The sequence below is a fragment of the Amycolatopsis eburnea genome, assembly GCF_003937945.1.
Taxonomy (GTDB): domain Bacteria; phylum Actinomycetota; class Actinomycetes; order Mycobacteriales; family Pseudonocardiaceae; genus Amycolatopsis; species Amycolatopsis eburnea.
In genome coordinates, this window is the sequence record NZ_RSEC01000061.1 from 255,839 (window position 1) to 282,154 (window position 26,316).

General features: G+C 72.3%; 24 protein-coding genes. 13 read left to right on the forward strand and 11 right to left on the reverse strand.

The window, feature by feature from the left end; translation table 11 throughout:
* Positions 1–30 precede the first annotated feature (30 nt).
* The 3 genes from EIY87_RS40555 to EIY87_RS40565 are packed head-to-tail and all read left to right on the forward strand — an operon-like array spanning position 31 to position 3,577.
* On the forward strand, positions 31–2,295 hold the full coding sequence (locus EIY87_RS40555) for a xanthine dehydrogenase family protein molybdopterin-binding subunit (protein ID WP_125315270.1): 2,265 nt from the start codon (positions 31–33) through the stop codon (positions 2,293–2,295).
* Entirely contained in the window at positions 2,292–2,762 is a 471-nt protein-coding gene (locus EIY87_RS40560) for a (2Fe-2S)-binding protein (RefSeq protein WP_125315271.1), read from the forward strand. The genes EIY87_RS40555 and EIY87_RS40560 overlap by 4 nt, the downstream gene beginning before the upstream one ends.
* A complete protein-coding gene (locus tag EIY87_RS40565; protein WP_125315272.1) occupies positions 2,759–3,577 on the forward strand; it encodes an FAD binding domain-containing protein in 819 nt (272 codons plus the stop codon). The genes EIY87_RS40560 and EIY87_RS40565 overlap by 4 nt, the downstream gene beginning before the upstream one ends.
* A gap of 53 nt (positions 3,578–3,630) precedes the next feature.
* On the opposite strand, the gene katG is transcribed toward EIY87_RS40565, so the two are convergent.
* Together katG and EIY87_RS40575 are read right to left on the reverse strand one after the other, a co-directional pair.
* The gene (gene katG, locus EIY87_RS40570; RefSeq protein ID WP_125315273.1) at positions 3,631–5,907 is read right to left on the reverse strand and encodes a catalase/peroxidase HPI; all 2,277 of its coding nucleotides are present in this window, start codon (positions 5,905–5,907) and stop codon (positions 3,631–3,633) included.
* Positions 5,904–6,356 carry a Fur family transcriptional regulator gene (locus EIY87_RS40575; RefSeq protein WP_086857501.1) on the reverse strand — a complete coding sequence of 151 codons (453 nt, stop codon included), beginning with the start codon at positions 6,354–6,356 and terminating at the stop codon, positions 5,904–5,906. The genes katG and EIY87_RS40575 overlap by 4 nt, the downstream gene beginning before the upstream one ends.
* 94 nt (positions 6,357–6,450) lie before the next feature.
* Between EIY87_RS40575 and EIY87_RS40580 the strand changes: the two genes are divergently transcribed.
* The 5 genes from EIY87_RS40580 to EIY87_RS40595 all read left to right on the forward strand — a co-directional run bounded on the left by EIY87_RS40580 (position 6,451) and on the right by EIY87_RS40595 (position 11,513).
* Complete coding sequence (locus EIY87_RS40580; protein ID WP_125315274.1) at positions 6,451–7,248, forward strand: thymidylate synthase; 798 nt, start codon at positions 6,451–6,453, stop codon at positions 7,246–7,248.
* A complete protein-coding gene (locus EIY87_RS40585; RefSeq protein WP_125315275.1) occupies positions 7,245–7,703 on the forward strand; it encodes a dihydrofolate reductase in 459 nt (152 codons plus the stop codon). Before EIY87_RS40580 ends, EIY87_RS40585 begins: the two co-directional genes overlap by 4 nt.
* A 373-nt stretch (positions 7,704–8,076) precedes the next feature.
* A complete protein-coding gene (locus EIY87_RS47905) occupies positions 8,077–8,226 on the forward strand; it encodes a hypothetical protein (RefSeq protein WP_158641451.1) in 150 nt (49 codons plus the stop codon).
* 87 nt (positions 8,227–8,313) lie between these two features.
* Complete coding sequence (locus tag EIY87_RS40590) at positions 8,314–9,942, forward strand: GMC family oxidoreductase (protein ID WP_125315276.1); 1,629 nt, start codon at positions 8,314–8,316, stop codon at positions 9,940–9,942.
* On the forward strand, positions 9,939–11,513 hold the full coding sequence (locus EIY87_RS40595) for a succinic semialdehyde dehydrogenase (RefSeq protein WP_125315277.1): 1,575 nt from the start codon (positions 9,939–9,941) through the stop codon (positions 11,511–11,513). The genes EIY87_RS40590 and EIY87_RS40595 overlap by 4 nt, the downstream gene beginning before the upstream one ends.
* Before the next feature lie 10 nt (positions 11,514–11,523).
* Here the strand turns inward: EIY87_RS40595 and EIY87_RS40600 are convergent, their stop codons facing one another.
* From EIY87_RS40600 to EIY87_RS40615, 5 genes are all read right to left on the reverse strand, one after another.
* Positions 11,524–12,417 (reverse strand): PDR/VanB family oxidoreductase, encoded by an 894-nt coding sequence (locus EIY87_RS40600; RefSeq protein WP_125315278.1) that lies wholly within the window; start codon positions 12,415–12,417, stop codon positions 11,524–11,526.
* A complete protein-coding gene (locus EIY87_RS49065; protein ID WP_255482109.1) occupies positions 12,414–12,545 on the reverse strand; it encodes a hypothetical protein in 132 nt (43 codons plus the stop codon). Before EIY87_RS49065 ends, EIY87_RS40600 begins: the two co-directional genes overlap by 4 nt.
* A complete protein-coding gene (locus EIY87_RS40605; RefSeq protein ID WP_125315279.1) occupies positions 12,542–13,573 on the reverse strand; it encodes an aromatic ring-hydroxylating dioxygenase subunit alpha in 1,032 nt (343 codons plus the stop codon). Before EIY87_RS40605 ends, EIY87_RS49065 begins: the two co-directional genes overlap by 4 nt.
* A gap of 84 nt (positions 13,574–13,657) precedes the next feature.
* A complete protein-coding gene (locus EIY87_RS40610) occupies positions 13,658–14,461 on the reverse strand; it encodes an IclR family transcriptional regulator (RefSeq protein WP_125315280.1) in 804 nt (267 codons plus the stop codon).
* Positions 14,461–15,198: a MerR family transcriptional regulator gene (locus EIY87_RS40615; RefSeq protein ID WP_125315281.1), complete on the reverse strand. Its 738-nt coding sequence runs from the start codon at positions 15,196–15,198 to the stop codon at positions 14,461–14,463. The genes EIY87_RS40610 and EIY87_RS40615 overlap by 1 nt, the downstream gene beginning before the upstream one ends.
* 57 nt (positions 15,199–15,255) lie before the next feature.
* Between EIY87_RS40615 and EIY87_RS40620 the strand changes: the two genes are divergently transcribed.
* A complete protein-coding gene (locus EIY87_RS40620) occupies positions 15,256–15,525 on the forward strand; it encodes a hypothetical protein (RefSeq protein ID WP_125315282.1) in 270 nt (89 codons plus the stop codon).
* Between the two features lie 174 nt (positions 15,526–15,699).
* Positions 15,700–18,981: a TM0106 family RecB-like putative nuclease gene (locus EIY87_RS40625; protein WP_125315283.1), complete on the forward strand. Its 3,282-nt coding sequence runs from the start codon at positions 15,700–15,702 to the stop codon at positions 18,979–18,981.
* A gap of 1 nt (position 18,982) precedes the next feature.
* Here the strand turns inward: EIY87_RS40625 and EIY87_RS47910 are convergent, their stop codons facing one another.
* A complete protein-coding gene (locus tag EIY87_RS47910) occupies positions 18,983–19,141 on the reverse strand; it encodes a hypothetical protein (RefSeq protein ID WP_158641452.1) in 159 nt (52 codons plus the stop codon).
* 96 nt (positions 19,142–19,237) lie between these two features.
* Between EIY87_RS47910 and EIY87_RS40630 the strand changes: the two genes are divergently transcribed.
* Positions 19,238–20,056: an FkbM family methyltransferase gene (locus tag EIY87_RS40630; RefSeq protein ID WP_125315284.1), complete on the forward strand. Its 819-nt coding sequence runs from the start codon at positions 19,238–19,240 to the stop codon at positions 20,054–20,056.
* On the opposite strand, the gene EIY87_RS40635 is transcribed toward EIY87_RS40630, so the two are convergent.
* Entirely contained in the window at positions 20,028–22,052 is a 2,025-nt protein-coding gene (locus tag EIY87_RS40635) for an MGH1-like glycoside hydrolase domain-containing protein (protein WP_125315285.1), read from the reverse strand. The two genes, EIY87_RS40630 and EIY87_RS40635, sit on opposite strands and share 29 nt — an antisense overlap.
* A gap of 176 nt (positions 22,053–22,228) precedes the next feature.
* Here EIY87_RS40635 and EIY87_RS40640 point away from each other — a divergent pair, with 176 nt between their 5' ends.
* The gene (locus EIY87_RS40640) at positions 22,229–23,332 is read left to right on the forward strand and encodes a potassium channel family protein (RefSeq protein ID WP_125315286.1); all 1,104 of its coding nucleotides are present in this window, start codon (positions 22,229–22,231) and stop codon (positions 23,330–23,332) included.
* Entirely contained in the window at positions 23,329–23,691 is a 363-nt protein-coding gene (locus EIY87_RS40645; protein ID WP_125315287.1) for a hypothetical protein, read from the forward strand. The genes EIY87_RS40640 and EIY87_RS40645 overlap by 4 nt, the downstream gene beginning before the upstream one ends.
* A gap of 117 nt (positions 23,692–23,808) precedes the next feature.
* On the opposite strand, the gene EIY87_RS40650 is transcribed toward EIY87_RS40645, so the two are convergent.
* On the reverse strand, positions 23,809–24,288 hold the full coding sequence (locus EIY87_RS40650; protein ID WP_125315288.1) for a DinB family protein: 480 nt from the start codon (positions 24,286–24,288) through the stop codon (positions 23,809–23,811).
* Positions 24,289–24,291: 3 nt separating this feature from the next.
* On the reverse strand, positions 24,292–26,274 hold the full coding sequence (locus EIY87_RS40655; RefSeq protein WP_125315289.1) for an APC family permease: 1,983 nt from the start codon (positions 26,272–26,274) through the stop codon (positions 24,292–24,294).
* Positions 26,275–26,316: the final 42 nt, after the last annotated feature.

Sequence of the window (26,316 nt, forward strand, 5' to 3'; positions counted from 1 at the left end):
TCGGCGGGGTAACGGCGAGCAGGAGACCAGATGAGCATTGTCGGGACCCGGGTCGTCCGCCAGGAGGATCAGAACCTGATCACCGCGGGCGGCACCTACGTGGACGATTTGCGGGAGGAAGCGCTTTCCGGCGCCGCGCACGCGGTGTTCGTGCGCAGCCCCATCGCGCACGCGCGGATCGAGGGCATCGATGTCAGCGAGGCGAAGGCGGCGCCGGGCGTGCTCGGCGTGTTCACCGCCGCCGACCTCGGGCTCGGCGGGCACGCGGCCGGGCCGGTGCAGGAACCGTGGCTGGCCGACGGCGTCGTGCGCTACGTCGGCGAACCGGTCGCGCTCGTCCTCACCGAGGAGCGCTACCAGCTGGCCGACGCGGCCGAGCTGGTCGACGTCGACTACGACCCCCTCGACGCGGTCGCGAGCATCGGCGCCGCGCTGGCGGACGAGACGCTGCTGTACCCCGAAACCGGCAGCAACGTCGTGCAGGTCAACGGCGTGGCCGAGTTCGACGACGCGATCTTCGACGGGTGCGAGGTCGTGGTTTCGCAGACGATCGTGAACCAGCGCGTCGCGCCCGCGCCGCTCGAAGTGCGCGGTGCTTCGTGCGCGTGGGGCGAAGACGGCAGGCTGACGGTCTGGCTGTCGACCCAGAACGCCCAGATCGCCCGGACGCAGCTGGCCGCGAGCCTCGGCGTGGGCGAAGAGAACGTCCGGGTCGTCGCCCCCGACGTCGGCGGCGGCTTCGGCGCGAAGATCGGCGCCGACCCCGAAGCGACCGTGCTGGGCTGGGCCGCCAAGGAGATCGGGCGCCCGGTGCGCTGGGTCGAGTCGCGCAGCGAGAACCTCACCGCGATGACGCACGGCCGCGGGCAGCTCAACACCGTGACGATCGGCGGGAAGCGCGACGGCACCGTCCTCGCCTACCGCCTCGACGTCGTCCAGGACGCCGGCGCGTACCCGCGGACGCTGTTCCTGCCGACGCTGACCGAGCTGATGGCCGTCGGCGTCTACCGGTTCCCGAAGGTGGAGACGCGCAGCCGCGCGGTCGTCACGAACACCACGCCGATCGCGGCCTACCGCGGCGCGGGCCGCCCCGAGGCGACCGCCGCGGTCGAGCGGGGGATGGACGTCTTCGCCGCGGAGATCGGGCTGGACCCCGCCGACGTCCGCCGCGCCAACTTCATCCGGCCCGAGGAATTCCCGTACCAGACGCCGACCGGCGCCTCCTACGACACCGGCGAGTACGCGGCGGCGCTGGACAAGGTCCTCGACGCCGCCGGGTACGCCGAGCTGCGGGCCGAGCAGAAGCGGCGCCGCGAAGCCGGCGATCCGGTCGAACTGGGGCTGGGGATCGCGGCCTACGTCGAGATCACCGGCGGCGACGGCGGTGGCGAGAGCGGCCGCGTCGACATCCACCCGGACGGCTCGGTCGTCGCGTGGACCGGCAGCTCGCCGCACGGGCAGGGCCTCGGCACGTCGCTGGCGATGCTGCTGTCCGACCAGCTCGGCGTCCCGCTGGACAAGATCACCGTCCGCCACGGCGACACCGACGAGGTGCCCAAGGCCGTCGGCACGTTCGGCTCCCGCTCGCTGCAGCTGGGCGGCTCGGCGATCCGGCAGGCGGCGGAGGAGGTCATCGCGCAGGCGCGTGAGCTGGCGGCCGACCTGCTGGAGGCGGCGGCGGACGACCTCGAGCTGGACGCCGAACGCGGGGTCTGGCAGGTCCGCGGCGCGCCGTCGAGCACCGTGCTCAGCTGGGCGCAGGTGGCCGAAACGGCCGGCGAGGGCAAGCTTTCGGCCGACGTCTGGTTCGGCGGCGGCAAGCCGACGTTCCCGTTCGGCGCGCACCTCGCGGTGGTCGAGGTCGACACCGAGACCGGCAAGGTCGACCTGCGCCGGATCGTCGCGGTCGACGACGCCGGCCCGATCGTCAACCCGCTCACCTTCCGCGGCCAGCGCCACGGCGGGCTCGGGCAGGGCGCGGCGCAGGCCTTGATGGAGGTCGTCACCTACGACGAAGACGGCAACCCGACGACCGCGACGCTGGCGGACTACTCGTTCGTCACCGCCGCCGAGCTGCCGGACTTCGAGCTCGTCGACATGGCCACCCCGACCGACCGGAACCTGCTGGGCGTCAAGGGGATCGGCGAGGCGGCGACGATCGGTTCGACGCCGGCGGTGCACAACGCCGTGGTGGACGCGCTTTCGGCGCGGGGTGTGCACCACGTGGACATGCCCACGACCCCGATCCGGGTCTGGGAAGCATTGGAAGCAGCGGGGAAGGGAAGCGCGCGGTGAAGGTCTCGATCGAGGTCAACGGGCGGCCGGTGACCGAGGAGGTGCCGGACCGGACGCTGCTGGTGCACTTCCTGCGCGACACCGCCGGGTTCACCGGGACGAACATCGGCTGCGACACGACGTCCTGCGGTGCCTGCACGGTGCTGCTCGACGGCGAGTCGGTGAAGTCCTGCACGGTGCTGGCCGCGCAGGCCGACGGCCACGCCGTCACCACCGTCGAGGGGCTGGCCGAGCCGGACGGGTCGCTGCACCCGGTGCAGCGGGCGTTCCGCGAGCAGCACGGCCTGCAGTGCGGGTTCTGCACGCCGGGGATGATCATGGCGTCGGTGTCGCTGCTGAACGACAACCCGAAGCCGACCCGCGACGAGGTCCGGGCCGGGCTCGAGGGCAACCTCTGCCGCTGCACGGGCTACCACAACATCGTCAGCGCCGTGATCGACGCTTCGGGCCAGGAGGTGGACCGGTGATCCCCGCCGAATTCCGCTACGAGCGCGTGTCCACAGTGGACGAAGCGCTGGCCAGGCTCGCCGAGCACGGCGACGAGGCCAAGGTGCTGGCGGGCGGGCACTCCCTGCTGCCGCTGATGAAGCTGCGGCTGGCCGCGCCGGAGTACGTGGTCGACATCGGCCCGGTCGACGAGCTGCGGTACGTCCGGCTCGACGGCGGCGACGTCGTGATCGGCGCCTTGTCCCGCTACCACGACCTCCAGCAGGACCCGGTGCTGCGGGAGCACGCGCCGCTGCTGGCGCGGGTGTCCGGCGAGGTCGGCGACCGCCAGGTCCGCCACCGCGGCACGATCGGCGGTTCGCTGGTGCACGCCGACTCGGCGGCCGACCTGCCCGCGGCGGTGCTGGCGTCGGACGCGGTCCTGGTCGCGCGCGGCCCGGCGGGGGAGCGGCGCATCCCGGCGGCGGAGTTCTTCCTCGGCCCGTTCACGACGCCGCTGGAGCCCGACGAGCTGCTCACCGAGGTCCGGCTGCCCCGCCAGACCGGGCAGGGCTGGGGCTTCCAGAAGTTCACCCGCCGCGCGATCGACTGGGCGATGGTCGGCGTGGCCGTCACCGGCGGCCGGGTGGGCCTGATCAACATGGGCGGCGTGCCGCTGCGGGCCACCGCCACGGAGGAGGCGCTGGCGTCGGGCGCGTCGATCGCGGACGCGGCGGCGCTGGCGGCCGACGGCACGAACCCGCCGGACGAGCCGCACGCGACCGCGGAGTACCGCCGTCACCTGGCCCGGGTGCTCACCCGCCGCGCCCTCACGGAGGCGGCCGCCCGGTCCTGAACGCCGAAGGCCCGGCCGGTCCACAGTGGACCGGCCGGGCCTTGGCGTCGCGATCAGGCGAGGTCGAAGCGGTCGAGCTCCATGACCTTCGTCCACGCCGCCACGAAGTCGCCCACGAACTTCTCGCGGGCGTCGTCGCTGGCGTAGACCTCGGCGAGGGCCCGCAGCTGCGAGTTCGAGCCGAAGACGAGGTCGACCGCGGTGGCGGTCCACTTCACCTCGTCGGTCGACACGTCGCGGATCTCGTAGACGTTCTCGGCCGACTCCGACGCCTTCCACTTGGTGCCCGGCGCGAGCAGGTTGGCGAAGAAGTCGTTGGTCAGCACGCCCGGCTGGTCGGTGAGGACGCCGTGCGCCGCACCGCCGTGGTTCGCGCCGAGCGCCCGCAGGCCGCCGACCAGGACCGTCATCTCCGGCGCGGTCAGGTCGAGCATGTAGGCGCGGTCGACCAGCAGGACCTCCGGCTGGCGCTTCTCGCCGGCCCGCAGGTAGTTGCGGAAGCCGTCGGCCCGCGGCTCGAGCACCTTGAACGAGTCGACGTCCGTCTGCTCCTGGGAGGCGTCGGTGCGGCCCGGGTGGAACGGCACGGTCGTCTCGACGCCGGCGTCGCGCGCGGCCTTCTCGACGGCGGCCGAGCCGGCCAGCACGATCAGGTCGGCGAGCGAGATCTGCGCGCCGCCGGCCTCGTTGAACTCGCGCTGGATGCCCTCGAGGACCTCCAGGACCTTGCCGAGCTGCTCCGGCTGGTTGACCTCCCAGTTGCGCTGCGGCTCCAGGCGGATCCGCGCGCCGTTGGCGCCACCGCGCTTGTCGGTGGCGCGGAAGCTCGCGGCCGACGCCCACGCGGTCGAAACCAGCTCCGCGACCGACAGGCCCGAGTCGAGCACCTTCGCCTTGAGGGCGGTGATGTCGGCGTCGCCCACGAGCTCGCCCTCGACGGCCGGGACCGGGTCCTGCCACAGCTGCGGCTCGGCGACCCACGGGCCGAGGAAGCGGCTGACCGGGCCCATGTCGCGGTGCAGCAGCTTGTACCAGGCCTTGGCGAAGGCCAGCGCGAACTCGTCCGGGTTGTCCTTGAACCGCTGCGAGATCGGGCCGTAGATCGGGTCGAAGCGCAGCGACAGGTCGGTCGTCAGCATCGTCGGCTTGTGCTTCTTGTTCGGGTCGAACGGGTCCGGGATGATCTCCGGCGCGTCCTTCGCGACGTACTGCTTGCCACCGCCGGGGCTGGTGGTGAGCTCCCACTCGTAGCCGAACAGGATCTCGAAGAAGCGGTTGCTCCACTCGGTCGGCTTGTCGGTCCAGGTGACCTCGAGACCGCTGGTGATCTGGTCCGGGCCCTTGCCGCTGCCGAGCGTGTTCAGCCAGCCGAGGCCCTGGGCCTCCAGCGGGGCGCCCTCGGGCTCCGGGCCGACGTGGTCGTCGGCCACGCCGGCGCCGTGGGTCTTGCCGAAGGTGTGGCCGCCGGCGATGAGGGCGACGGTCTCTTCGTCGTTCATCGCCATCCGGGCGAAGGTCTCGCGGATGAAGCTCGCCGCGGCCTTGAAGTCCGCGCTGCCGCGGGGACCCTCGGGGTTGACGTAGATGAGGCCCATCTCGGTCGCGCCGAGCTCCGGCACCATCTCGGTGTCGCTGGCGTAGCGCTCGTCACCCAGCCAGTCGTCCTCGGGGCCCCAGAAGATCTCCTCCGGCTCCCAGGTGTCGACGCGGCCGAAGCCGAAGCCGAAGGTCTTGAAGCCCATCGACTCCAGGGCGACGTTGCCGGCCAGCACCAGCAGGTCGGCCCACGAGATCTTCTGGCCGTACTTCTGCTTGACCGGCCACAGCAGGCGCCGGGCCTTGTCGAGGTTGGCGTTGTCCGGCCAGCTGTTCAGCGGGGCGAAGCGCTGCCCGCCGTCACCGGCGCCGCCGCGGCCGTCGTGGATGCGGTAGGTGCCCGCGGCGTGCCAGCTCATCCGGATCATCAGGCCGCCGTAGTGGCCGAAGTCGGCGGGCCACCAGTCCTGCGAGGTGGTCAGCACCTGGACGATGTCCTGCTTGAGGGCCTCGACGTCGAGCTTCGCGAATTCCTTGGCGTAGTCGAACTTCTCGCCCAGCGGGTTGCTCTTCGACGAGTGCGCGTGCAGCACGGTCAGGTCGAGCTGGTTGGGCCACCAGTCCTTGTTGGTGCGCGGACGGCCGCCCGTCTTCGACGTCGGGGAGTCGATCGCCGGGTTCTCGCTCTCGCTTCCGTGCGAGGTCACGGAGTCGTGCGCGACCGGGCAACCGGCCGCCGCCTTCTGGTCCACGCCCTGCGCGCTGGACGGGGCGTTGTCCTGGGTGGAGCTCATTTACTTCCTTCCGAGAGCGGCGAATCATTTCGGGTGCGTTCGGCCGCGCAGTCGGGGCAGGTGCCCCAGTAGACGACCTCCGCTTGGTCGATCACGAAACCGTGGTCGTCCGAGGCGGTGAGGCAGGGGGTGTGGCCGACGGCGCAGTCGACGTCGGCGATCGCCCCGCAGGAGCGGCACACGACGTGGTGGTGGTTGTCACCCACGCGTGACTCGTAGCGGGCGTTCGCACCGGCGGGCTGGATGCGCCGCACCAGACCGGTGTCGGTGAGCGCACGCAGCACATCGTAGATCGTTTGGTGCGACACCGACGGGTGCTCGGCGCGCACCAGGTCGATCACCGTTTCGGTGTCGACGTGGGGGTTTTCGCGCAGCACCGCGAGCACGGCCAGCCGGGGCCGCGTCACGCGGAGCGAGACGGCTCGCAACTGCGCTTCGTAGTCGGACATCACGGCCGACCCTAGGACCGTATCTGGAATGAGTCAAGTTATGGCGCAGGTTCCACCCGGTGGTGTCGCGGGGGCGGGTACTAGGCTCGCGGGCATGCCGGACACGCAGTACGAAGACCTCCTCCGCCACGTGCTCGAAACGGGAACCCGCAAGGGGGACCGTACTGGTACGGGCACGAGGTCGATCTTCGGGCACCAGCTGCGCTACCGCCTGTCGGACGGCTTCCCGCTGATCACCACGAAGAAGGTCCATTTCCGCTCGATCGCGTACGAGCTCCTGTGGTTCCTGCGCGGCGACGCCAACGTCGGCTGGCTGCGCGAGCACGGCGTGACGATCTGGGACGAGTGGGCGGGAGACGACGGCGACCTGGGCCCGGTCTACGGCGTCCAGTGGCGCTCGTGGCCTACCCCGGACGGGGGGCACGTCGACCAGATCGCGGAGGTCCTGCGCACGCTGCGGGAGAACCCCGACTCGCGGCGGATCATCGTGTCGGCGTGGAACGTGGCCGACATCCCCCGGATGGCGCTGCCGCCGTGCCACGCGTTCTTCCAGTTCCACGTCGCCGACGGCAAGCTGTCCTGCCAGCTGTACCAGCGCAGCGCGGACCTGTTCCTCGGCGTCCCGTTCAACATCGCCAGCTACGCGCTGCTGACCCACATGATCGCCGCGCAGGTCGGCCTCGGCGTCGGCGACTTCATCTGGACCGGCGGCGACTGCCACATCTACGACAACCACGTCGACCAGGTCCGCACCCAGCTCGCCCGCGACGCGCGGCCGTTCCCGGTGCTCGGGCTGAAGCCGGCGGAGAGCCTGTTCGACTACACGTACGAGCACTTCTCGGTCGAGGGCTACGACCCGCACCCGGGCATCAAGGCCCCGGTGGCGGTGTGATCGGGCTGATCTGGGCCCAGTCGTCGAACGGCGTCATCGGCCGTGACGGGCAGCTGCCCTGGCACCTGCCGGAGGACCTGCGCCACTTCCGCGAGGTGACGGCGGGCGCGGCGGTGCTGATGGGGCGGCGGACGTGGGAGTCCCTGCCGCCGCGGTTTCGGCCGCTGCCGGGGCGGCGGAACCTGGTGCTTTCGCGGACCCCGCAGGAGGGGGCGGAGACGTTTCCGTCGCTGACCTTGGCGTTGGCGGCGGTGTCGGGCGATGTGTGGGTGATCGGCGGGGCGGCGGTGTACGCGGCCGCGCTGTCGGTCGCGGACCGGGTCGTGGTGACGGAGATCCGGGAGTCTTTCGAAGGGGACACGTACGCGCCCGAGGTGGGGCGGGCGGCGGAGTCCGTGGGGGAGTGGCTGGAGTCGTCGACCGGGCTGCACTACCGGTTCCTGACCTGGGGCTGAGCTTCGGCTCGTGCGGGCCGGCTCGCGAACGGCATGAAAGGGTCGTTCATCTCGTCGGACGTCATGAAAGGGTCGTTCATGGCGTCGCCAGCGTTGGTGGCTGGCTGATCCCGGGGCCGTCGCGCTCGCGGGCCTGACGTCTTGAATGAGTCATTCAGGTCTTCGGGGGTCCTGAATGACTCATTCAAGACCTTCACGCGCCGGCCGGTGGACTGCATGGGGGCCGTTGCGCTTCCGGAGCGGGCTCGGCTCGTGCGGGCCGGCCCGCGAACGACATGAACGAGTCGTTCACCTCGTAGGACGCCAGGGTCCCGGCAAAGTCGCAGTCGAGCGGTCTGCCGGGCGTCGCGGGAAGGCCGTGAAAGGGTCGTTCATGTCGTCGGACGAGGTGAACGACTCGTTCATGACGTCGCGGATGGGCGGATCGGCCGTGCTGCCCGACTTTGCCGGGACCCTGTCGTCGGACGTCATGAAAGGGTCGTTCATGGCGTCGCCGGCGTCGGCGACCGGCCCGCGCCGGTGACCGTTGCGCTTCCGGGGCTTGACGCTATACGGTTGCCTGACTAGAACACGTTACAGTTTACGTGTCCGGGCGGACCGAGGAGCGGAAATGGCGAAGCGGGCGCCGCGCGGCGACGAAGCCGATTACGTCGTCGTCGGGTCGGGGAGCTCCGGTGCGGCGGTTGCCGGGCGGCTGGCGCAGTCCGGAGCCAGCGTGATCGTGCTCGAAGCGGGCAAGAGCGACGAGCAGCTGCTCGTCACCAAGCCCGGCATGGTCGCGCCGATGCACGCGGTGCCGCAGCTGAAGAAGATCGTCGACTGGGGCTACTACTCCGTTCCGCAGAAACACGTTCTAGATCGCCGGATGCCGGTGCCGCGGGGCAAGGTCGTCGGCGGGTCCAGCTCCGTGAACGGCATGGTCTACGTCCGCGGGAACCGCGCCAACTTCGACTCCTGGGCCGCCGAGGGCAACGAGGGCTGGGACGCCGACAGCGTCAACGCCGCCTACAAGCGGATGGAGGACTTCGAGGACGGCGAGAACGCCTTCCGCGGCGCCGGCGGGCCCATCCGCATCACCCGCAACAAGATCCCGCAGGAAGGGACCCTGCAGTTCCTCGAGGCCACCGCCGACGCGATCGGCTGCGAGATCCTCGACGACTACAACGCCGAGTCCCAAGAAGGCGTCAGCCGGATGCAGCAGAACGCCGCCGACGGCCTGCGCTACAGCGCCTCGCGCGGCTACCTCCACCACGCGCCGTCGTCGCTGCAGCTCCAGTCGCGCGTGCTGGCGAAGAAGGTGCTCATCGAGAACGGCCGTGCCACCGGCGTCGAGGTCGTCGACGCCGACGGGAGCCAGCGCACGATCCGGGCGGGCAAGGAGGTCATCCTCGCCGCCGGGGTCGTCGGGTCCGCGCAGCTGCTGATGCTCTCCGGGGTCGGCCACGCCGAGCACCTGAAGGAACACGGCATCGACGTCGTCGCCGACCTGCCCGTCGGGGACAACCTGCACGACCACATGTTCCACGCGCTGACCTTCCAGGTCTCCTCCAGCAAGCTCCGCGGCACGGCGCCGTTCTTCGCCCGCGGCCTGGCCAAGGAGCTGCTGCGGCCCGGCTCCACCTTCCTGGCCAACTCGGTCTTCGAGGCGGTCGCCTTCCTACGCACGTCTCAGGCCGAAGCCGTCCCCGACCTGCAGCTGCACCTGCTGCCCTGGGCGTACGTCTCGCCGAACCAGGACGCCCCGATCCGGCACGCGGTCGACAAGCGGGGCGCGCTGACCGTGCTCACCACGCTGATCTACCCGAAGAGCCGCGGTACGCTGCGGCTCGCCTCGGCCGACCCCACGGCCGCGCCGCTCATCGACTTCCAGTACCTCGCCGACCCGGCCGACCTCGAAGTGCTCGGCGAAGGCTCCGAGATGGTCCGCGAGATCATGGCCTCGAAGGCCTTCGGCGGCGCCGTCAAGGAGGAGATCCACCCCGGCGAGCACCTCAAGGGCCAGGCGCTGCGCGACGCGATCCTCAACCGCGCGACGTCGGTCTATCACGGCGTCGGTACCTGCCGGATGGGCGTCGACGAGCTCGCCGTCGTCGGGCCCGACCTCAAGGTCCGCGGGGTCGACGCGCTGCGCGTCTGCGACGCCTCGATCATGCCGTCGATCACCGGCGGCAACACCAACGCGCCCTGCATCATGATCGGCGAAATGGGCGCACAGCTCGTCCTCGGGAGCCGGTCATGACCCTCACCCCGGTCGGCCTCACCCGCCCGGCGTCGGTGACCGGCGCCTTCCTAGACCGGCTTGTCGCCCGCGTCCCGGGTTCGGCCGGCTCGACCTGGAAGCTGACCGAGGTCTACACCGGCGACGTCCTCGTCGAGCTCCCGCAGTCGAGCCCCGAGGACATCGAGCGGGCGTTCGCCGTGGCGCGCGAGGCGCAGCGGAAGTGGGCCGCCACGCCGGTCAAGCAGCGGCTGGCCGTGTTCAAGCGGGCGCACACGCTGTTCGTGGACCACGCGCGGGACATCGCCGACCTCATCCAGGTCGAGAGCGGCAAGAACCGGCGGATGGCGATCGAGGAGACCTGCGACCCGCCGATGGTGATGAGCCACTACCTGAAGCGGGCGGCCAAGCTGCTGGCGCCGGTCAAGCGCGGCGGGCCGGTGCCGCTGGTGACGTCCTCGACCGAGGTCCGGCGGCCCAAGGGCGTCGTCGGCATCATCGCGCCGTGGAACTTCCCGTTCGCCACCGGCATTTCCGACGCCGTCCCGGCGCTGATGGCCGGCAACGCGGTCGTGCTGAAACCCGACAACAAGACAGCGCTCTCCCCGCTCTACGGCATCCGGCTGCTGGAAGAAGCCGGCCTGCCGGAAGGCCTGTTCCAGGTCGTCTGCGGCGAGGGCCCGGACGTCGGCCCGACGCTGATCGACCAGGCCGACTACGTCATGTTCACCGGCTCGACGGCCACCGGGAAGGTCATCGGCGAGCGGGCCGGGCGCAACCTCATCGGCTGCTGCCTCGAACTCGGCGGCAAGAACCCGATGATCGTGCTGGACGACGCGGACATCGGCGAAGCGGTGCAGGGCGCGGTGTTCGGCGCGTTCGGCAACACCGGGCAGATCTGCATGCACGTCGAGCGGATCTACCTGCCGGAGTCCCGCTACGCCGAGTTCAAGGACGCGTTCGTGGCGCGCGCGAAGGCCCTCGACGTCCGCGCCGCGTACGACTTCGGCCCCGAGATGGGCTCGCTCGTGTCGGTGGACCACATGCGCCGCGTCAAGTCCCATGTGGACGACGCGGTCGCCAAGGGCGCGAAGGTGCTGTGCGGCGGCAAGCCGCGCCCCGACCTCGGCCCGGCGTTCTTCGAGCCGACGATCCTCGAGGGCGTCACGAAGGACATGCTCTGCGGCGTCACGGAAACGTTCGGCCCGGTGGTGGCGCTGCACACCTACCGCACGGTCGACGAAGCGGTCGCGCTGGCCAACGACACGGACTACGGCCTCAACGCCTCGGTCTGGAGCACCGACGTCCCGGCGGCCCGCGCGCTGGCGGCCCGCATCGATTCCGGCAACGTGAACGTCAACGACGTCCTCGCGACGGCCTACGCGGCCAAGGGCACCCCGTCCGGCGGCGTCAAGAACTCCGGCGTCGGCGCCCGCCACGGCGACCAGGGGCTGCTCAAGTACACCGACGGGCAGAACCTGGCGGTGCTGAAGAAGCAGGTGATGGGCCCGCGGCCGGGGCAGGGCTACGAAAAGTACGTCGAGAGCATGCTTTCCGGGCTCAAGACGCTGCGGAAGCTGCGCCTGCGCTAGCCGCCGGGCGTCAGAGATCGAGCACGAGCCGCGGCGAGCGGGCGCGGGACACGCAGAGCATCAGCACCTCGCTCTCCTCCCGCTCGGCCGCGGTCAGCACGGCGTCGCGGTGGTCCGGCGTGCCGCCGAGCAGCCCGGTTTCGCAGGTGCCGCACGTCCCTTCCCGGCACGACGAGAGCACCGGGACCCCGGCTTCCTCGACGACGTCCAGGATCGACCGGTCCGCGGGCACCGCCAGCACCCGGCCCGACCCGGCGAGCTCCACCTCGAACGCCGTGCGCGGGCCGTCGTCGGGTTCCGGGGTGAAGCGCTCGACGTGCAGGTCCGCGAAGCCGAGTGCTTCCACCGCCGCCAGGAGCGGGGCCGGGCCGCAGCAGTACACCGCGGTGCCCGGCCCGGCCGGCAAGCCGGCGAGGTCGAGCAGGCCTTCCTCGTCCTGCGGCCGGATCGTCACGCGGTCGCCGTAGCGGGCCAGCTCTTCGGTGAAGGCCATCGACGAGCGCGTGCGGCCGCCGTACACGAGCTGCCATTCGCCGGCGCGTTCGAGCATCGGCAGGATCGGCGTGATGCCGATGCCGCCCGCGACGAACAGGTATCGCTCGGCGGGCACCAGCGGGAAGTGGTTGCGGGGCGCCGACACGACGACGTGCCGGCCGGGCGCCAGGTTGTCGTGGACGTACGCCGAGCCGCCGCGGCCGTCGGCTTCCCGCAGCACCGCGACCTGGTACGCCGAGGTGTCTTCGGGACGGCCGCAAAGGGAGTACTGCCGCACGCCGACGGGCAGTTCCACGTCGATGTGCGCGCCGGGGTCCCACGGCGGCAGCGGCCCGCCGTCCGGGGCGCGCAACGTCAGGCGGACGACGTCGTCCGCGACCTTTTCCTTGTCTGCCACCAGGAGTTTCATCGATGTCCTTCGGGGTGGGCGAGCAGCCAGTCCCAGAGCGCGACCGGGTCGTCGAAGTCCCGTTCGGCGCCGCAGTGGCAGATCGCGTGCAGCCAGTCGGTGCCGGGGACCCAGAGGACGCGGTTCACGGCGAGACCAGCCGCTGGAGCATCCGGCGCGCGGCGAGACCGCCGGTGTCGATGTTGACCGAAAGTTCCTGGTAGCCCGCGGGTTCCGTGGCGATCACCCGTTCGAGGACGTCGAGCGCTTCGACGTCCTGCAGCACCACCGTGCGGTTGTTCTCGGCCAAGAACGCCGACACGCCCTCGTCGTCGAGCGCGAAATCCCGCGCCACGGCCCAGAAGTCGTGCGTCGAGTGCTCGGTCTCCGGGGTGATCGCGTAGACGACCTCGACGTGGAAGGCGTCGGGATCGCTGCCGTCCGGCCGCGGCACGGACCCGACCGGCGCGATCCGGCTGTGCAGCTTGTACAGGCACGGCGGGGTGTACTCGATGTCCTGCCAGCGCGCGATCCGGCCCTGGAGACCGGTCGACTTGGCGTAGAAGGGCGGGCATTCCGCGTCGTCCATGTGGCGCGAGACGTAGACGACGCCGTTCTCCTCGTCGACTTCGGTCGTGATCGGCGTCGCGGCGACCTCCGGCGTGCCGATGTAGCCGCCGTGCAGGTAGGTCTCGTGGGACAGGTCGAGCAGGTTGTCGACCAGCAGCGAGTACCGGGCTTTCAGCGGTTCCATCCCGGCGACCGTCGTGTAGCCGGGGGAGTCGAGGTAGGGCGCCCGCGGGATCCGCGCGGCGTCGGCGTTCTCCGGGTCGCCGATGTAGATCCAGACGAAGGAGTCCTGCTCGACGACGGGGTACCGCGGCAGGCGGGCGGTCCGGGGCACCCGGGCTTGGCCCGGCACCGCGACGCACTTGCCGTCCGCGCCGTAGGTGAAGCCGTGGTAGCCGCAGACGACCTGGTCGTCGACGAGCCGCGAAGGCTGCTGGGACAACGGGAACCGCCGGTGCACGCACCGGTCGGCCACGGCCGTCACGCTCCCGTCGCGTGTCCGCCAGAACAGGACCGGCTCGCCGCACACGGTGCGGCTGAACAGCTCCGCGCCGATTTCGGAGCCGTAGGCGGCGACGTACCACTGGTCACGGGGAATGGCGCTCATCGGAGTTCGTCCTCTCGTGGCGGGGCCCCCAGCCTGGGCGGGCGGGCCCCTCGCCGCGAAGGGCGTTTCCATAAGTCGGAAAGCTCAGCCGAGCGCGCGGGAGATCGCGCGGGCGCTCGTGCGGACCAGCGGGGCGAGGGCGTGCGGCGACGCGCTGCCGTACCGCACGACGAGGGAGACCGCCGCGACCACCTGGCCGCGGGCGTCGTGGATCGGGGCGCCGACCGAAAGGCTGTCGAGGGTCACCTGGCGCTCGCTGATGGAGAACCCGTGGGTGCGGACATCGGCGAGCAGGTGGCGCAGGCGATCCGGATCGGTGACGGTTTCCGGTGTGTAGCGCTCGATCCGGCCGGCGAGGACGTCTTCCTGCACGTCGGCGGGCGCGTGGGCGAGCAGCACGAGCCCGACCCCGGTGGCGGTCAGCGCGAACCGGCCGCCGACGCGCGTCAGCACCGGGACCGCGCCCGAGCCGGCGATCCGTTCGATGAACACCACTTCGGTGCCCTCGCGGACGGCGAGCTGGACGTTCTCCCGGGTGATCTGCGAGAGGTCCTCCAGGAACGGCAGGGCGCGTTCGCGCAGGCCGAGGCCGCGCGGGGCCAGCGAGCCCAGCTCCCAGAGCCGCAGCCCGACCCGGTAGACACCCGCTTCGTCCCGCTCGAGCGCACCCCAGGCGCAGAACTCGCGCAGCAGCCGGTGCGCGGTGGCGGCGGGCAGGCCGGCGCGGCGGGCGACCTCGCTGAGCCGGAGTTCGGGGTGGTCGGGGGAGAAGGCTTCGAGCACCTTGAGCGCGCGCCCGAGCACCGGCCCGGTGGCCCCGGGAACACGACCTCGATGCGGCACGGCTACCTCCTCGGGGCGCGGCGCTGGGCGTCCGTGCCGGGACATTACGTGCCCGGCACCAGCTGCGCGCGGAGCAGTCCGTCGAGGCGCCGCCACGCCGGGGACTCGGCGTTCACCGCGTTCTGGATCAGCGCCGGGACGGCCGACGGTGCGTCCAGGCCGGGCAGGGGACCGGGGCCGTAGCGCCGCCGGGTGGCGGTGATGATCCGCTCGGCCAGCGCGGCGAGCGCCGGGTCCGCCGGGTCGAGGTCGTGGGCGCGGTCGTAGTCCAGGTAGAGCTGCCGCAAGCCGGGGTCGGCCAGGGCCTCCGACTGGTCCCGGAAGGACTCCGCGGCCAGCTCCGGGTGCGTCGCGTACACCAGGATCCACAGGTCCGTCTCCATCGCGACCCAGCGCGCGGAAAACCCCAGCCCGGGGAGCCCTTCGAGGTGCCGCGCGACCTCGGGCGGCAGCCCGTGCACCGGGCCGGACCCGAGCCGGCGGAGCCGCCGTTGCGTTTCGCGGAGCCGCTTGATGCGCGCGGTCAGCTCACGGTCGACGTCGTGCAGGGCTTCGCGGACCGACTCGGGTGTCGCGTCGCCGAGCTGCTTGATGCGCGCCAGCGGGACGCCGGCTTCGGCGAGGGTGCGAATCTTGAGCAGGTCGATGGCGTGCGCGGCGGTGTAGCGCCGGTAGCCGGACGCGTCCCGGTCCGGCTCCGGGAGCAGGCCTTTCGCGTGGTAGACGCGGATCGTCTTGATCGAAACGCCGGCGTACGCGGCCAGCCTGCCGATGGTGATCACCCCGCCATGATGCCGCGCTTGACCCTGCCCCAGGGGCAGGGTCGCAGACTCGATCGCATGACGAACCTGGATCCGGCCACCCTGCGCGCGCTCGCCGACGAGGGCAACGAGCGCGCCCTCGACCGCCTGGCCGACCTCGCCGACGCGCGCGGCGACGTCGCGGCGCTGAGCGAGCTGCTCGACGAGGGCAGCATGCACGCCGGCCGCCTGCTCACCCGCCGGGCGGTCACCGCCGGTGACCTGCTGGAGCTGCAGCGGGTGAGCGACGCGGGGTACGAGGAGGCGGCCACCGAGCTGGCGCGCCTGCTGGACGACCCGGCCCGATGACGTGAACCGGCGATCCGCGATGTCATGAAAGGGTCGTTCACCTCGCCAGACGACATGAACGGGTCGTTCATGACATCCTCGCGGCGCCGGAGCCCTGTCGCCGGACGAAGTGAATGTCGTCCGCCGGGGCGTGTCGGGGAGCCGTCCGCGCTCGCCGTGTAAGACTTCGCGACGATGGTCACCCCAGCCGATCTCGCCGACCTGCTCGAATGCGAGCACCGCAGTCTCCTCCACCAGGCCTGGACCGCGGGCCTGCCCGGAGCGCCCCGCCCCGCCGACCCGGCGACCCCGGGTGACGAACCCGCCGGCGACGCCGAAGCCACCCGGGAAGCGATCCGCGCCGGCGCGCCGGTCATCCCCGGCGCCGTCCTGCGCGACGGCGACTTCAGCGCGCGGGTCGATTCGCTCGTCCGGACCGCCGATGGCCGCTACGAGGTCCACGACGCCCAGCCGGTCCGGCACGCGACGCCCGCCGCCGTGGTGCGGCTGACCGCCTGCGCCGACGCGCTCGGGGACGTCGCCGGGCCGGACGTGCACCTCGGGCTGAGCGACGGCACCACCCGGACGCTGCGGGTCGACGACTTCCGCCCGCTCGTGCACCGGCTGCGCGCCCGGCTGCGCGACCGCAAGCCGCGGCTGCCCGTCCCGCTGTGGGCCGACGAACGGCCGGCCTGCGCCGGGTGCGGGTTCGCGCGGCACTGCGCGTCGGCCCGGGAGGCCGACCGCGACCTCTCGCTCGTCGCCGGGATGCGTGGTGACCAGCGGCGCAAGCTGACCGCCGCCGGGCTGGGCTCGATCGACGCGCTGGCCGCCGCCGGGCCGGGCGACCGGCCGCGGGACCTGTCCGTGACGGCGTTCGAGACCCTGCGAGCCCAGGCCGCGCTGCAGGTCCGGCAGGACACCACCGGCGAGATCAGCTACGAGGTCGTCGGCCCCGACGAGCTGGCCGCGCTGCCGGCGCCCGCGCCGGGGGACGTGTTCGTCGATCTGGCCGGCGATCCGCACGCCCTCGCCGGCGAAGGGCTGGAGTACCTCTTCGGCGCGGTCACCGAGGACGGCGACCGGCGGTTCACCGCCTTCTGGGCACACAGCCGCGCCCAGGAGAAACGCGCCTTCGAGGAGTTCGTCGACTTCGCCGCCGCGCGCGTCGCCGAACACCCCGGCTCGCACGTCTACCACTACGCGCCCTACGAGGTGACCGCGATCAAGCGGCTCGCGGCCGTGCACGGCACCCGCGAGGAGACCGTCGACCACCTGCTGCGCAGCGGCGCGGTCGTCGACCTGCACGCGGTCGTGCGCAAGGCGCTGCGCGTGTCGCAGCGGTCGTACTCGATCCGCCACCTCGAGCCGCTCTACCAGCCCGGCGCCCGCACCAAGACCGCCGTGTCGGACGTGGACGAGTACGAGGAGTACCTGGCGTTCGACCGGTCCGGCGAGCCGGAGCGCGCGGACGAGGTGCTGCGCCGGATCGCCGAGGACACCGAGGACGACTGCGTCTCGGCGCTGCGGCTGTTCGGTTTCCTGCACCGCGTCCGCGCCGACGCCGGGATCGACGGGCCGGAGCCGGCCGAGGAATCCGCCGAGGACGCCTTGCTGCGCGCGGCCGAAGAGGACGTCGCCGCCGAGCGGCGCGCCGAACGGGCCGCGGCGCTGGCCGCGCTGGTCGAGCCGCTGCTCGAAGGACTGCCGGACGACCCCGCGGACTTCACCGCGGACGACCGCGCCCGGGCGCTGCTGGCGGCGTCCGTCGGCTACCACCGCCGCGAGACCAACCCGGCCTGGTGGGAGTACTTCCGCCAGCTGGCCGCGCCGCTCGGCGACCTCGAAGTCGACACCGCCTGCGCCGTCCCGGTGGCACTCGAAGCAGGGGAGTGGGTGCCGCCGGCCGGGCGGGTGCGCACGGCGAAGCGGACGCTGCAGCTCGCCTGCGACCCGGACCGGCCGCACCCGTTCGCGCCCGGCGACGAGGTGCGGCTGCGCTACGGCGACACCGCCCGCGACGGGAAGGTCGTCGCCGCGTCGGCGGTCGAGCTGACGGTCGAGGAGAGCAGCCCGCCCGACGCCACCACGAACGACCGGCCGACGGCGGTCCTGCCCGGCAGCCCGGTCCGGCCGTCGCCCAAGGACGAGGCGGTCGCCGAGCTCGCCCGGCTGACCGTCGAAACGCTGCCGGAGCTGCCGCGCCACCCCGGGATCGACCTGCTCCGCCGGACCCCGCCGCGGCTGCGCTGGGGCGCCGCGCTGCCCGCGCCGGGCGACGACCTCGTCGCCACGGTCATCGACGCGGTCGAAGAGATGGACGGCTCGACGCTCGCCGTGCAGGGCCCGCCGGGCGCGGGCAAGACCTACCTCGCCGGGCGGCTGATCGCCCGGCTGGTGCGCGCGGGCCGGACCGTCGCGGTCACCTCGAACAGCCACAAGGCCGTGGAAAACGTGCTGAGCGCGGCGAAGAAGAACGCGCCCGACCTGCCGTGCGCCAAGCGCGCGAAGCGGACGCCGGACCCGGCGGCGCCGTGGGAGCAGCCGAAGAGCAACCCGGCGCTGGTCAAGTGGCGCGAGGAGCACGACACCGGGCACCTGGTCGGCGGCACCGCGTGGACGTTCGCCAACGCCGCCATCCGCGAAGAGCCCTTCGACTTCATGATCATCGACGAGGCGGGCCAGTTCGCCCTCGCCGACGCGCTCGCGGTGTCCGTGTGCGCCAAGAACGTCCTGCTGCTGGGCGATCCGCAGCAGCTGCCGCAGGTGGTGCAGGGGACGCACCCGGCGGGCGCGGAGGCTTCGGCGCTGGGCCACCTGATCGGCGAGGCCGACATCATGCCGCCCGAGCTGGGCTACTTCCTCGACGAGACGCGGCGGATGCACCCGGCCGTCTGCGCGCCGGTGTCGGAGCTGTCCTACGCCGGCCGCCTGCACTCGCACCCGTCGGCGGCCGAGCGGTCCATCGAGGGCGTCGAGGCGGGGCTGTACCTGGCCGAGGCCGACCACACCGGCAACACGACCCGCTCGGTCGAAGAAGCCGCCGTCGTCACCTCGATCGTCGCGGACCTGCACGGGCGCGCGTGGACCGACCACGGCACGACCCGGCCGCTCACCGACGCCGACATCGTCGTGGTCGCGCCCTACAACCTGCAGGCGCGCACGGTGAGCCGGGCGCTGGAGGAGGCCGGGTTCCCCGGGGTGCGGGTCGGCACGGTCGACCGGTTCCAGGGCCAGGAAGCGCCGGTGGTGCTCACGACGATGACGTCGTCGTCGGCGGTCGACCTGCCCCGCGGGCTCGACTTCCTGCTCTCGCGCAACCGGCTCAACGTCGCGCTCTCACGGGCCCAGGCGCTGGCGATCCTGGTGTGCTCGCCGCGGCTGGTCGAGGCCGACATCCGGACGGTGGAGCAGATGCGGCTGGTCGCGGGCATGATCGGCCTGCTGACCGCGGCCCGCCCCTGGCCGGCCGGGTAGCTCAGCCGGGCGGTTCGCTCTCGACGGCGTCCTCGTCGACGTCCTGGCCGCCGGGCCGCTTCCGGTCGGTCTCGGGGATTTCGATGTCGAGGTCGACGTCCGGGGTACCGGGCGTGCGGGGCACGTCGGGGCTGATGGGCTGGTGCTCGGCTTCGGTCATGCCCGGCAGTTACCCCGGCGGGCGCCGGTTCACGCCGGCGCGGAAAGCGCCTTCCGGGGGTGGACCACCGCGGCCGATGCTGATATTCCTTCGCCCGTGCCCCTGGACGCGATCGACCTCCACAGCATCAACGCGTGGGAGGTGGCCTTCCTGCGCGAGGAGGTGGGCGCCTACTTCGCGCACGGCATCGACCTGGCCCCCGGCGCGACCGTCCTCGACGTCGGCGCCAACGTCGGGGTCTTCTCGGCGGCCGTGTTCGAGCGCCTCGGCGGCGACGCGCGGATCTACGCCTTCGAACCGCTCCCGCCCCTGTTCGCGACGCTGGACTGCAACGGCCGCGACTTCTTCGACGGCCGGCTGACCGCGTTGCCGTACGGCCTCGCCGCCGCCGAGGACGAGCTCGACTTCAGCTACTTCCCGGCCGCGACCATCTTTTCGTCGTCGCTGCGGGACGAGGGGAACGTCGAGGTCGAGCGCCGCCGGGTCACCGCGAGCGTCGTCGAGATGATCCGCCGGGGCGGCCTCGGCGGCGGGCTGCGCCGGGTGCCCGCGCCCGTGCTGCGCGGCATCGTCGGGCGCAAGCTCCGCGTGCTGCGCGAACTCGAAACCCACCGCGTCCGGGTCCGGCCGCTCTCGGCGGTGCTCGACGAGCACGGCATCGAGCGCGTGGACCTGCTCAAGGTCGACGTCGAAGGGGCCGAGCTCGACGTCCTGCGCGGCCTCGAAGACCGCCATTGGCCGCTGGTGCGGCAGGCCGTCGTCGAGGTCGAGGGTTGGCGCGAGCACCGCGACACCGTCCGCGACGTCTTCGCCTCCCGCGGGTTCACCGTCGAAGCGGTGCAGGACCCCGTCCAGGAGGCCGCGGACATCGGGATGGTGTTCGCGGTCAGCGGTACCCGAGCCAGTCGAGGTTGATCCGGCCGGTGTCGCCCGGCGCGTAGGACAGGGTCAGCACCGGGTCCCGGCCGGTGAGCGGGACGTCGGCGAAGGTCGCCGTGCCCCAGTCGTCCCAGCTGTCGGAGACCTTCGGGAAGCTCAGCTGCCGCAGCGGGTGGCCGTCGACGGACAGCGTCATGGTGCGGGCGTCGCCGTTGGCGTTGGCGTACCGGACGGTGAGCGTGCCGGTCGACGGCGCGGTCGTGGTGCGGTGGATGGTGAAGGCCGACGCCGCGCCCTCGGCCCAGAGCCCGTCGAGGAAGGCGCGGCCGGAGTAGCCGGTGTGGTTCACGTTCGTCTTGACCCCGCCGGTGTTGTGCGCGTCTTCGGCTTCGAGGTGCGCCGGGTCCGGGCAGCCCGCGACGGTCCCGGCGGTGTCGGCGCAGCGGTCCTGGGCGTCGGGGACGCCGTCGCCGTCGCGGTCGCCCGCGGGCGCGCCGGTCAGCGTGATCTCGACGGTGTGCGCGCCGCCGAGCGTGGCCGGGAGTTCGGCCGCGGCGGGCCGGCCGTCGAGGGTGACCGAGCGGATCACGGTGCCCGCGCCGCGGAGCGTGACGGTGAGGTCCGCGGCCCGGTAGCGCAGGTGCCGCAGGGTGACGTCGCCCCAGCCGCTGGGCAGGGCCGGGGCGAAGGACAGGCCGCGTGCGGTGAAGCGCAGCCCGAACAGTCCACTGTGGATCATGTCGAGGAACGCCGTCGCCGACCACGTCTGGTCGGGCTCGGAACCCCAGTGGAACTTCACGGTGTCGCCGAGCCGCTGGTAGCCGCCGTCGACGACCCCGGTGCCGCCGTGGTAGATCTCCCAGTAACCGCTGTTCGACCCGGCCAGCTTCGCCAGGCGCGCGGTCTCGGCGGCGAAACCGTTCAGCTCGCCTTGCCCGGCCAGCGCTTTCGCCCACAGGCCTTGCACGAGCGGCCAGACGATCGCGTTGTGGCGGCCGGGCTGCGCGTCGGAGTAGCGCGCCCAGTTCGGGTAGGTGTCGGGCATGCCCCACGTCATTTCGCGCGCGTTGGCGACGATCGAGCGGGCCTGCGCGGGGTTCGCGACGCCGAAGAGCAGCGCGAACGCCAGCCCGGTGCCCTCCTGGTAGGCGCCGCGGGTGCCGTCGGCGAGGAGCTGGTAGTCGTACAGGCCGGTCTTCGGGTTCCAGAAGTTGCGGTTGATAGCGTTCTTCAGCGCGGTGGCCTTGGTGCGGTATGCGGCGGCTTCCGCGGCGGGACGGCCCAGCTGCCCGGCCATGTTCGCGGCGGTGACGTAGGCCGCGTAGTAGACCTCGTTGGTGCTCAAGAACATCCCGCTCGCGACGCCGGGCCAGGGCATGCTACCGGTGCTGACCGACTCGGTGGCGTCGGCCGGGGGCGCGGGGTAACCGGCGATGCCGTCGTTGAAGAAGGACGCGCCGGTGAACAGCCCGTAGGTGCGGTTGAACCCGGCCGTGGTGGCCGTTTCCCGGATGGCGAGGGTGTTCTTCGTGGTGGCGTAAGCGTCTTCGAGGAAGGCGCGGTCGCCGGTGACGAGGAAGTGGTGCCACGCGGCGGTCGCCCAGACGACCTGGTCCCACTGCTGGTCGTCCTGCTGCACGCGCAGCGCGCCGCCGGCGTCCTTGTCGACCACCGCCCAGAGCGTGTTGCGGGCCAGTGCCGGGTCGAGGAGGCTGGCCGCGTTCCAGCTGTTGACCGACGCGTCGCGCGTCCACGGCTGGGCGTAGCCGCCGCCGGCGCGGACGAAGCCGACGGACGGGTCGAGCAGGCCGCTCTTGTCGTACTTCGGGTCGTAGCCGATCGTGTTGGTGCGCAAGAGGTTGTCCAGCGCCTCGTCGTAGGCGGCGCCGTACAGGGCCTGGCTGCCGGGGTTCGCGAACTCGAGCGAGGGGAGTGCGGCGGGCGCCGCGGCCGCGGGGCCGGTGAGCACCCCGCACGCCGTCGCCGCCACCAGGACCGCTGCGCCGAACCGCCGCCGGACGTCGTGCACCATGCGCGTACCCCTTCGCGTAGATCGCAGCCAGTGCACCACGGGACGGCGGGATTTCCCGCGATCGGCGGGATTCTGTCCGTTTCTGTCCGTCGTCACGGTCGGGTAAAGATCGTTGTGCCCGGTCGCACCGTGTGATCGGGTGTCGGGACCGCGGTCGCGCTGAGTGAGGAGGGTGGGTGGCGTTCTTCCTTTCGCGGCTGTTCGCGCGCTGGGTCCTCACCCCCGGCCGCGGCTGGCTGCTGCCGGCCGCGGTGGTGCTCGTCGTGTTCGCGACCAGCTGGCCGCTGATGGCGCTGGCCGAGCCGGCGGGCAGCGAGCTGGTCCGACCCGGGACGTACTGGTGGTACTTCGTCGTCACCGCGACCACGGTCGGGTACGGCGACTTCTCACCCGAAACGGTCGCCGGGCGGTTCGTGGGCGCCTACGTCATCGTGGGCGGGATCGCGACGCTGACGACGGTGTTCACCAAGCTCGCTTCGGTGCTGGAACAGGCGAAGGGACGGCGGATGCAGGGGACGGAGGCGGTGCGCGCGAGCGGGCACACGGTGCTGATCGGGTACGCCGCCGGGCGGACCGAGCGGATCGTGGCCCAGCTGCTGGCCGACGGGGTGCCCGGGCTGGTGCTCTGCGCGGGGGAGGAGGTCGGCGTCCACCCGATGCCGGACTCCCCGGTGCAGTTCGTCCGCGGCGACCCGACGGCGGACGGCGTCCTGGCCAGGGCGGGCGTGGCGCGCGCCGCCGCGGTCCTGGTCGACGTGGCCGACGACAACGCCGCGCTGGCGGTCGCGGTGACGGTGGACCACGCGACGACGTCCGCGCACGTCGTGGTGACCCTGCGGGACCTCGAGCGCGCCGAGCTGGTCCGGTACGTCGACCCGCGGATCCGCTGCGTGCAGTGGCACACGCCCCGGATGGTGACCGAGGAGCTGACGTCCCCGGGCATCACCGAGGTCTACGCCGAGCTGATGACGGCCGGGGGCGCCGACACGTTCTCGGTCACGCTGCCGGAGTCCCTCGGCCCGCTCGCCGCCGAACACTGCCGCCTCGCGCTCGGCCGCACGTACGGCGCGACGGTGCTGGCCGTGCGCACCGGCGCGAACCTGGAGGTCAACCCGCCCTGGGACGCGGAACTGCCGCCCGGCGCGGTCCTGTACTACGTCGGCCCGAGGCGGCTCACCGCCGCCGAGGTCGAGACGGCCCTGCGGGGGGAGGTGGCCCCGCCGGGCCGGACGCTGCATACTGCAAGAATGCCGAGGAGGAAGCCGGGGGCCGCGAGGTGAGCTCGCGCGAGGGCCCGGCACGCCGGAAATTCGGCCGGATCGACCCGTACTGCCTGATGGCCGTGCTGCCGGTGCTGCTGGTGGCCGGAATCCTCGGTTCCCTGGTCAACATCATGCTGGGGCTGGGCTGCGCGGTCTTCGCGGGCCTGATCCTGCTGTTCGACTCGTGGGCGAACCGCCCCGGTCCGCTGCCGCCCGAGCCGGAACCGGAGCGCCGCCCGGTGCGCCAGGCCCCGGCGCGGCCACCGGTCCGCGAGGGGCGCCCGCCGGTGCGTGGGCCGCGGCCGCCCGCCGGGCGGGCCCCGGCGCCGGCTCGTGCGCCGGTCCGCCGGGCCGGACCGCCGCCCGCCGCTCGCTGAGCCTCGCCGGGTGGTCTGCCCGGCGTCGCGGGGATGTCGTGAAAGGGTCGTTCCTGTCGTCTGGCGAGGTGAACGACCCTTTCATGACATCGCCGGCACCCCTCCGGAGCCCGCCGGTCAGCCGGCCAGGAGCTGTTCGCGCAGGATGTCCGCGTGCCCGCCGTGCTGGGCCAGCTCCCGGAGCACCTGCAGATACACCCACCGCAGCGTGCGCGGCCCGCTCCGGTGTCCGGTCACCACCGTGTCCAGCGGCAGCTCCGCCACCACCCGCCGAGCCGTCGCGCAGGCCTCCCGGTGCGCTGCCGTGACCGACGCCACGGTGTCCTCCTCGCCCAGCCGGAACGACTCGTCCGGACCCGGGACCAGGCCGAGCTCCCCGCGGGGCGTACCGCCGACGCACTCCTCGAACCACACGCGCTGCATCCACGTCACGTGCTTGAGCAGCCCCAGCACCGTCGTCGCCGACGGGACCAGCCGGCGGCGGGCCTGCTCCTCGGTCAGCCCGTCGAGGGCGGCTTCGAGTCCGGCGCGGTGTTCCTCGAGGAACGCCTCGAGCTGGACGCGTTCGCCGTCGAGCGGCACGTCGAACGACCCCATCGCTCAGCCGCCGACGTGGATGCCGGGGCGCCGGTCGGCGTCCTTCTCGCTGCTGCGGATGATCTCCCGGACCACCGGCGCGGTGTCGCCGCGGCCGAGGAGCAGGTAGCGGAACAGGTGCCCGAGCGGGTTGCCCTCGGACCACTCGAAGTAGCAGTGGGGCCGGACACCGGTGACGTCGCGCAGGGTCAGCAGGATCGCGGCGATCGCGTTGGGCGCCGCGGGGCTGTTCGCGCGCAGGATGCGGTAGCCGTCGACGTCGACGCCCCGCACCTGCAGCACGTTGCTGAACTCCGACGGGTCCACGACGTCGATCTCGAGGAACAGGACGTCGGCGGCGCCGGGAACCGGGTTCATCCCGCGCTGTTCGGCTTCCTTGGCGGAGTACTCGGCGAGGTCGCCGCCCTGGCGCTTGTTGGCGATGATGTTCAGGGCGCCGTCGTGGGCCAGCGAGTCGGCGATGAACCGGCGTGCCTCGTCGTCGAACTCGATGTGCTCGGCGCGCAGCTCCGTGGTCCGCGTGACCCGCGAAACCAGCGAGACCACGATGATCCCGAGGATGAACAGCGCCGAAATGGCGATCCCGTCCGGCTTCTCGATGACGTTCTCGACGAGCGCGTACAGCAGGACGAGCGTCAAGACGACGAAGCCGGCGGCCGCGCCCCGCTGGCGGTGGCGGATCGCCGAGATGCTGACCGCGACCGCGCCCGAGACCATCATCGCGAGGATGCCGGTCGCGTAGGCGCCCGCCTGGGCGTTGACGTCGGCGCCGAACGCGATGGTGATGAGGACGCTGATCGCGGTGTAGACGAGCACGACCGGGCGGACGGCGCGGCCCCACTCCGGCGCCATCCCGTAGGCGGGCAGGTAGCGGGGGACGATGTTGATCAGCCCGGCCATCGCCGACGCGCCGGCGAACCACAGGATCAGGACGCTGCTGATGTCGTAGACGGTCCCGAAGATCTCGCCCAGTTCGTGGTGGGCGAGGTAGGCCATGGCACGGCCGTTGGCCTCGCCGCCTTCCTTGAACGCGTCCGCCGGGATCAGCACCGTGGTGATGAAGCTGGTCGCGATGAGGAAGACCGACATGATGAGCGCCGCGGCGGTGAGGAGCTTGCGCGTGTTGTGGATCCGCGACTCCAGCTTCTCTTCCGCCGTCTTCCCCTTCGCAGCGACCAGCGGCATCATGCTGACGCCGGTCTCGAACCCGGAGAGCCCGAGCACGAGCAGCGGGAACGCGATCACGGCCGGCCCGACGATGCCGCCGAACCCACCGCCGCCCGCGGTCAGCGCGTCGGTCCAGTGGGAAAGGGCCGCGGAGTCGCCGAGCAGGTCGACCACGCCGGCGACGGTGACCACGGCGTTGAGCAGCAGGAAGACCGCGACGAGCGGGATGGCGACCCCGACGGCCTCGCTGAACCCGAGCAGGAACACCCCGCCGAGGACCAGCAGCAGCACGACGGTGATGAGGACGGCGTGGCCGTGCAGGAACCCCGGCAGGTACGGGTTTTCCAGCATGTGCACGGTGGCGTCGGCCGAGGACAGCGTGATCGTGATGATCCACGACGTGGCCACGAACCCGAGCAGCGTGAGCACGAAGAGCTTCCCGCGCCAGAACGGCAGCAGGTTCTCCAGCATCGCGACCGAGCCCTGCCCGTGCGGGCTTTCCCGGGCGACCCGGCGGTACATCGGCAGCATCCCGAGCAGGGTGAGCGCGACGATCAGCAGCGTGGCCAGCGGCGACAGCGCCCCGGCGGCGAGCGCGGCGATCCCGGGGAGGTAGGAGAGCGTGGAGAAGTAGTCGACGCCGGTGAGGCACATGACCTTCCACCACGCCTGCGGCGTGCCGTGGTCCTCACCGCCGGCGCGGCCGACGGGGGCGACCCGGTGCTCCAGCAGCCACCGGGCGGCCCCGGACGCCGGTGGCTTCGGCGGCACCGGGCTGTCGACCTTCGCCGGAATGGTCAATTCGGGTGAAGCACCCATTTTTCGCCCTCACGTCCCCTCGGCCCGATGACACCGCGGACA

Excerpts from the sequence above, each read along its gene's own strand:
- EIY87_RS40555 (WP_125315270.1), top strand. The coding sequence starts at position 31 with ATGAGCATTGTCGGGACCCGGGTCGTCCGCCAGGAGGATCAGAACCTG.
- katG (WP_125315273.1), bottom strand. The coding sequence starts at position 5,907 with ATGAGCTCCACCCAGGACAACGCCCCGTCCAGCGCGCAGGGCGTGGAC.
- EIY87_RS40575 (WP_086857501.1), bottom strand. The coding sequence starts at position 6,356 with ATGTCCGACTACGAAGCGCAGTTGCGAGCCGTCTCGCTCCGCGTGACG.
- EIY87_RS40580 (WP_125315274.1), top strand. The coding sequence starts at position 6,451 with ATGCCGGACACGCAGTACGAAGACCTCCTCCGCCACGTGCTCGAAACG.
- EIY87_RS47905 (WP_158641451.1), top strand. The coding sequence starts at position 8,077 with ATGTCGTCGGACGAGGTGAACGACTCGTTCATGACGTCGCGGATGGGC.
- EIY87_RS40590 (WP_125315276.1), top strand. The coding sequence starts at position 8,314 with ATGGCGAAGCGGGCGCCGCGCGGCGACGAAGCCGATTACGTCGTCGTC.
- EIY87_RS40595 (WP_125315277.1), top strand. The coding sequence starts at position 9,939 with ATGACCCTCACCCCGGTCGGCCTCACCCGCCCGGCGTCGGTGACCGGC.
- EIY87_RS40600 (WP_125315278.1), bottom strand. The coding sequence starts at position 12,417 with ATGAAACTCCTGGTGGCAGACAAGGAAAAGGTCGCGGACGACGTCGTC.
- EIY87_RS40605 (WP_125315279.1), bottom strand. The coding sequence starts at position 13,573 with ATGAGCGCCATTCCCCGTGACCAGTGGTACGTCGCCGCCTACGGCTCC.
- EIY87_RS40610 (WP_125315280.1), bottom strand. The coding sequence starts at position 14,461 with ATGTCCCGGCACGGACGCCCAGCGCCGCGCCCCGAGGAGGTAGCCGTG.
- EIY87_RS40620 (WP_125315282.1), top strand. The coding sequence starts at position 15,256 with ATGACGAACCTGGATCCGGCCACCCTGCGCGCGCTCGCCGACGAGGGC.
- EIY87_RS40625 (WP_125315283.1), top strand. The coding sequence starts at position 15,700 with ATGGTCACCCCAGCCGATCTCGCCGACCTGCTCGAATGCGAGCACCGC.
- EIY87_RS47910 (WP_158641452.1), bottom strand. The coding sequence starts at position 19,141 with ATGACCGAAGCCGAGCACCAGCCCATCAGCCCCGACGTGCCCCGCACG.
- EIY87_RS40635 (WP_125315285.1), bottom strand. The coding sequence starts at position 22,052 with ATGGTGCACGACGTCCGGCGGCGGTTCGGCGCAGCGGTCCTGGTGGCG.
- EIY87_RS40650 (WP_125315288.1), bottom strand. The coding sequence starts at position 24,288 with ATGGGGTCGTTCGACGTGCCGCTCGACGGCGAACGCGTCCAGCTCGAG.
- EIY87_RS40655 (WP_125315289.1), bottom strand. The coding sequence starts at position 26,274 with ATGGGTGCTTCACCCGAATTGACCATTCCGGCGAAGGTCGACAGCCCG.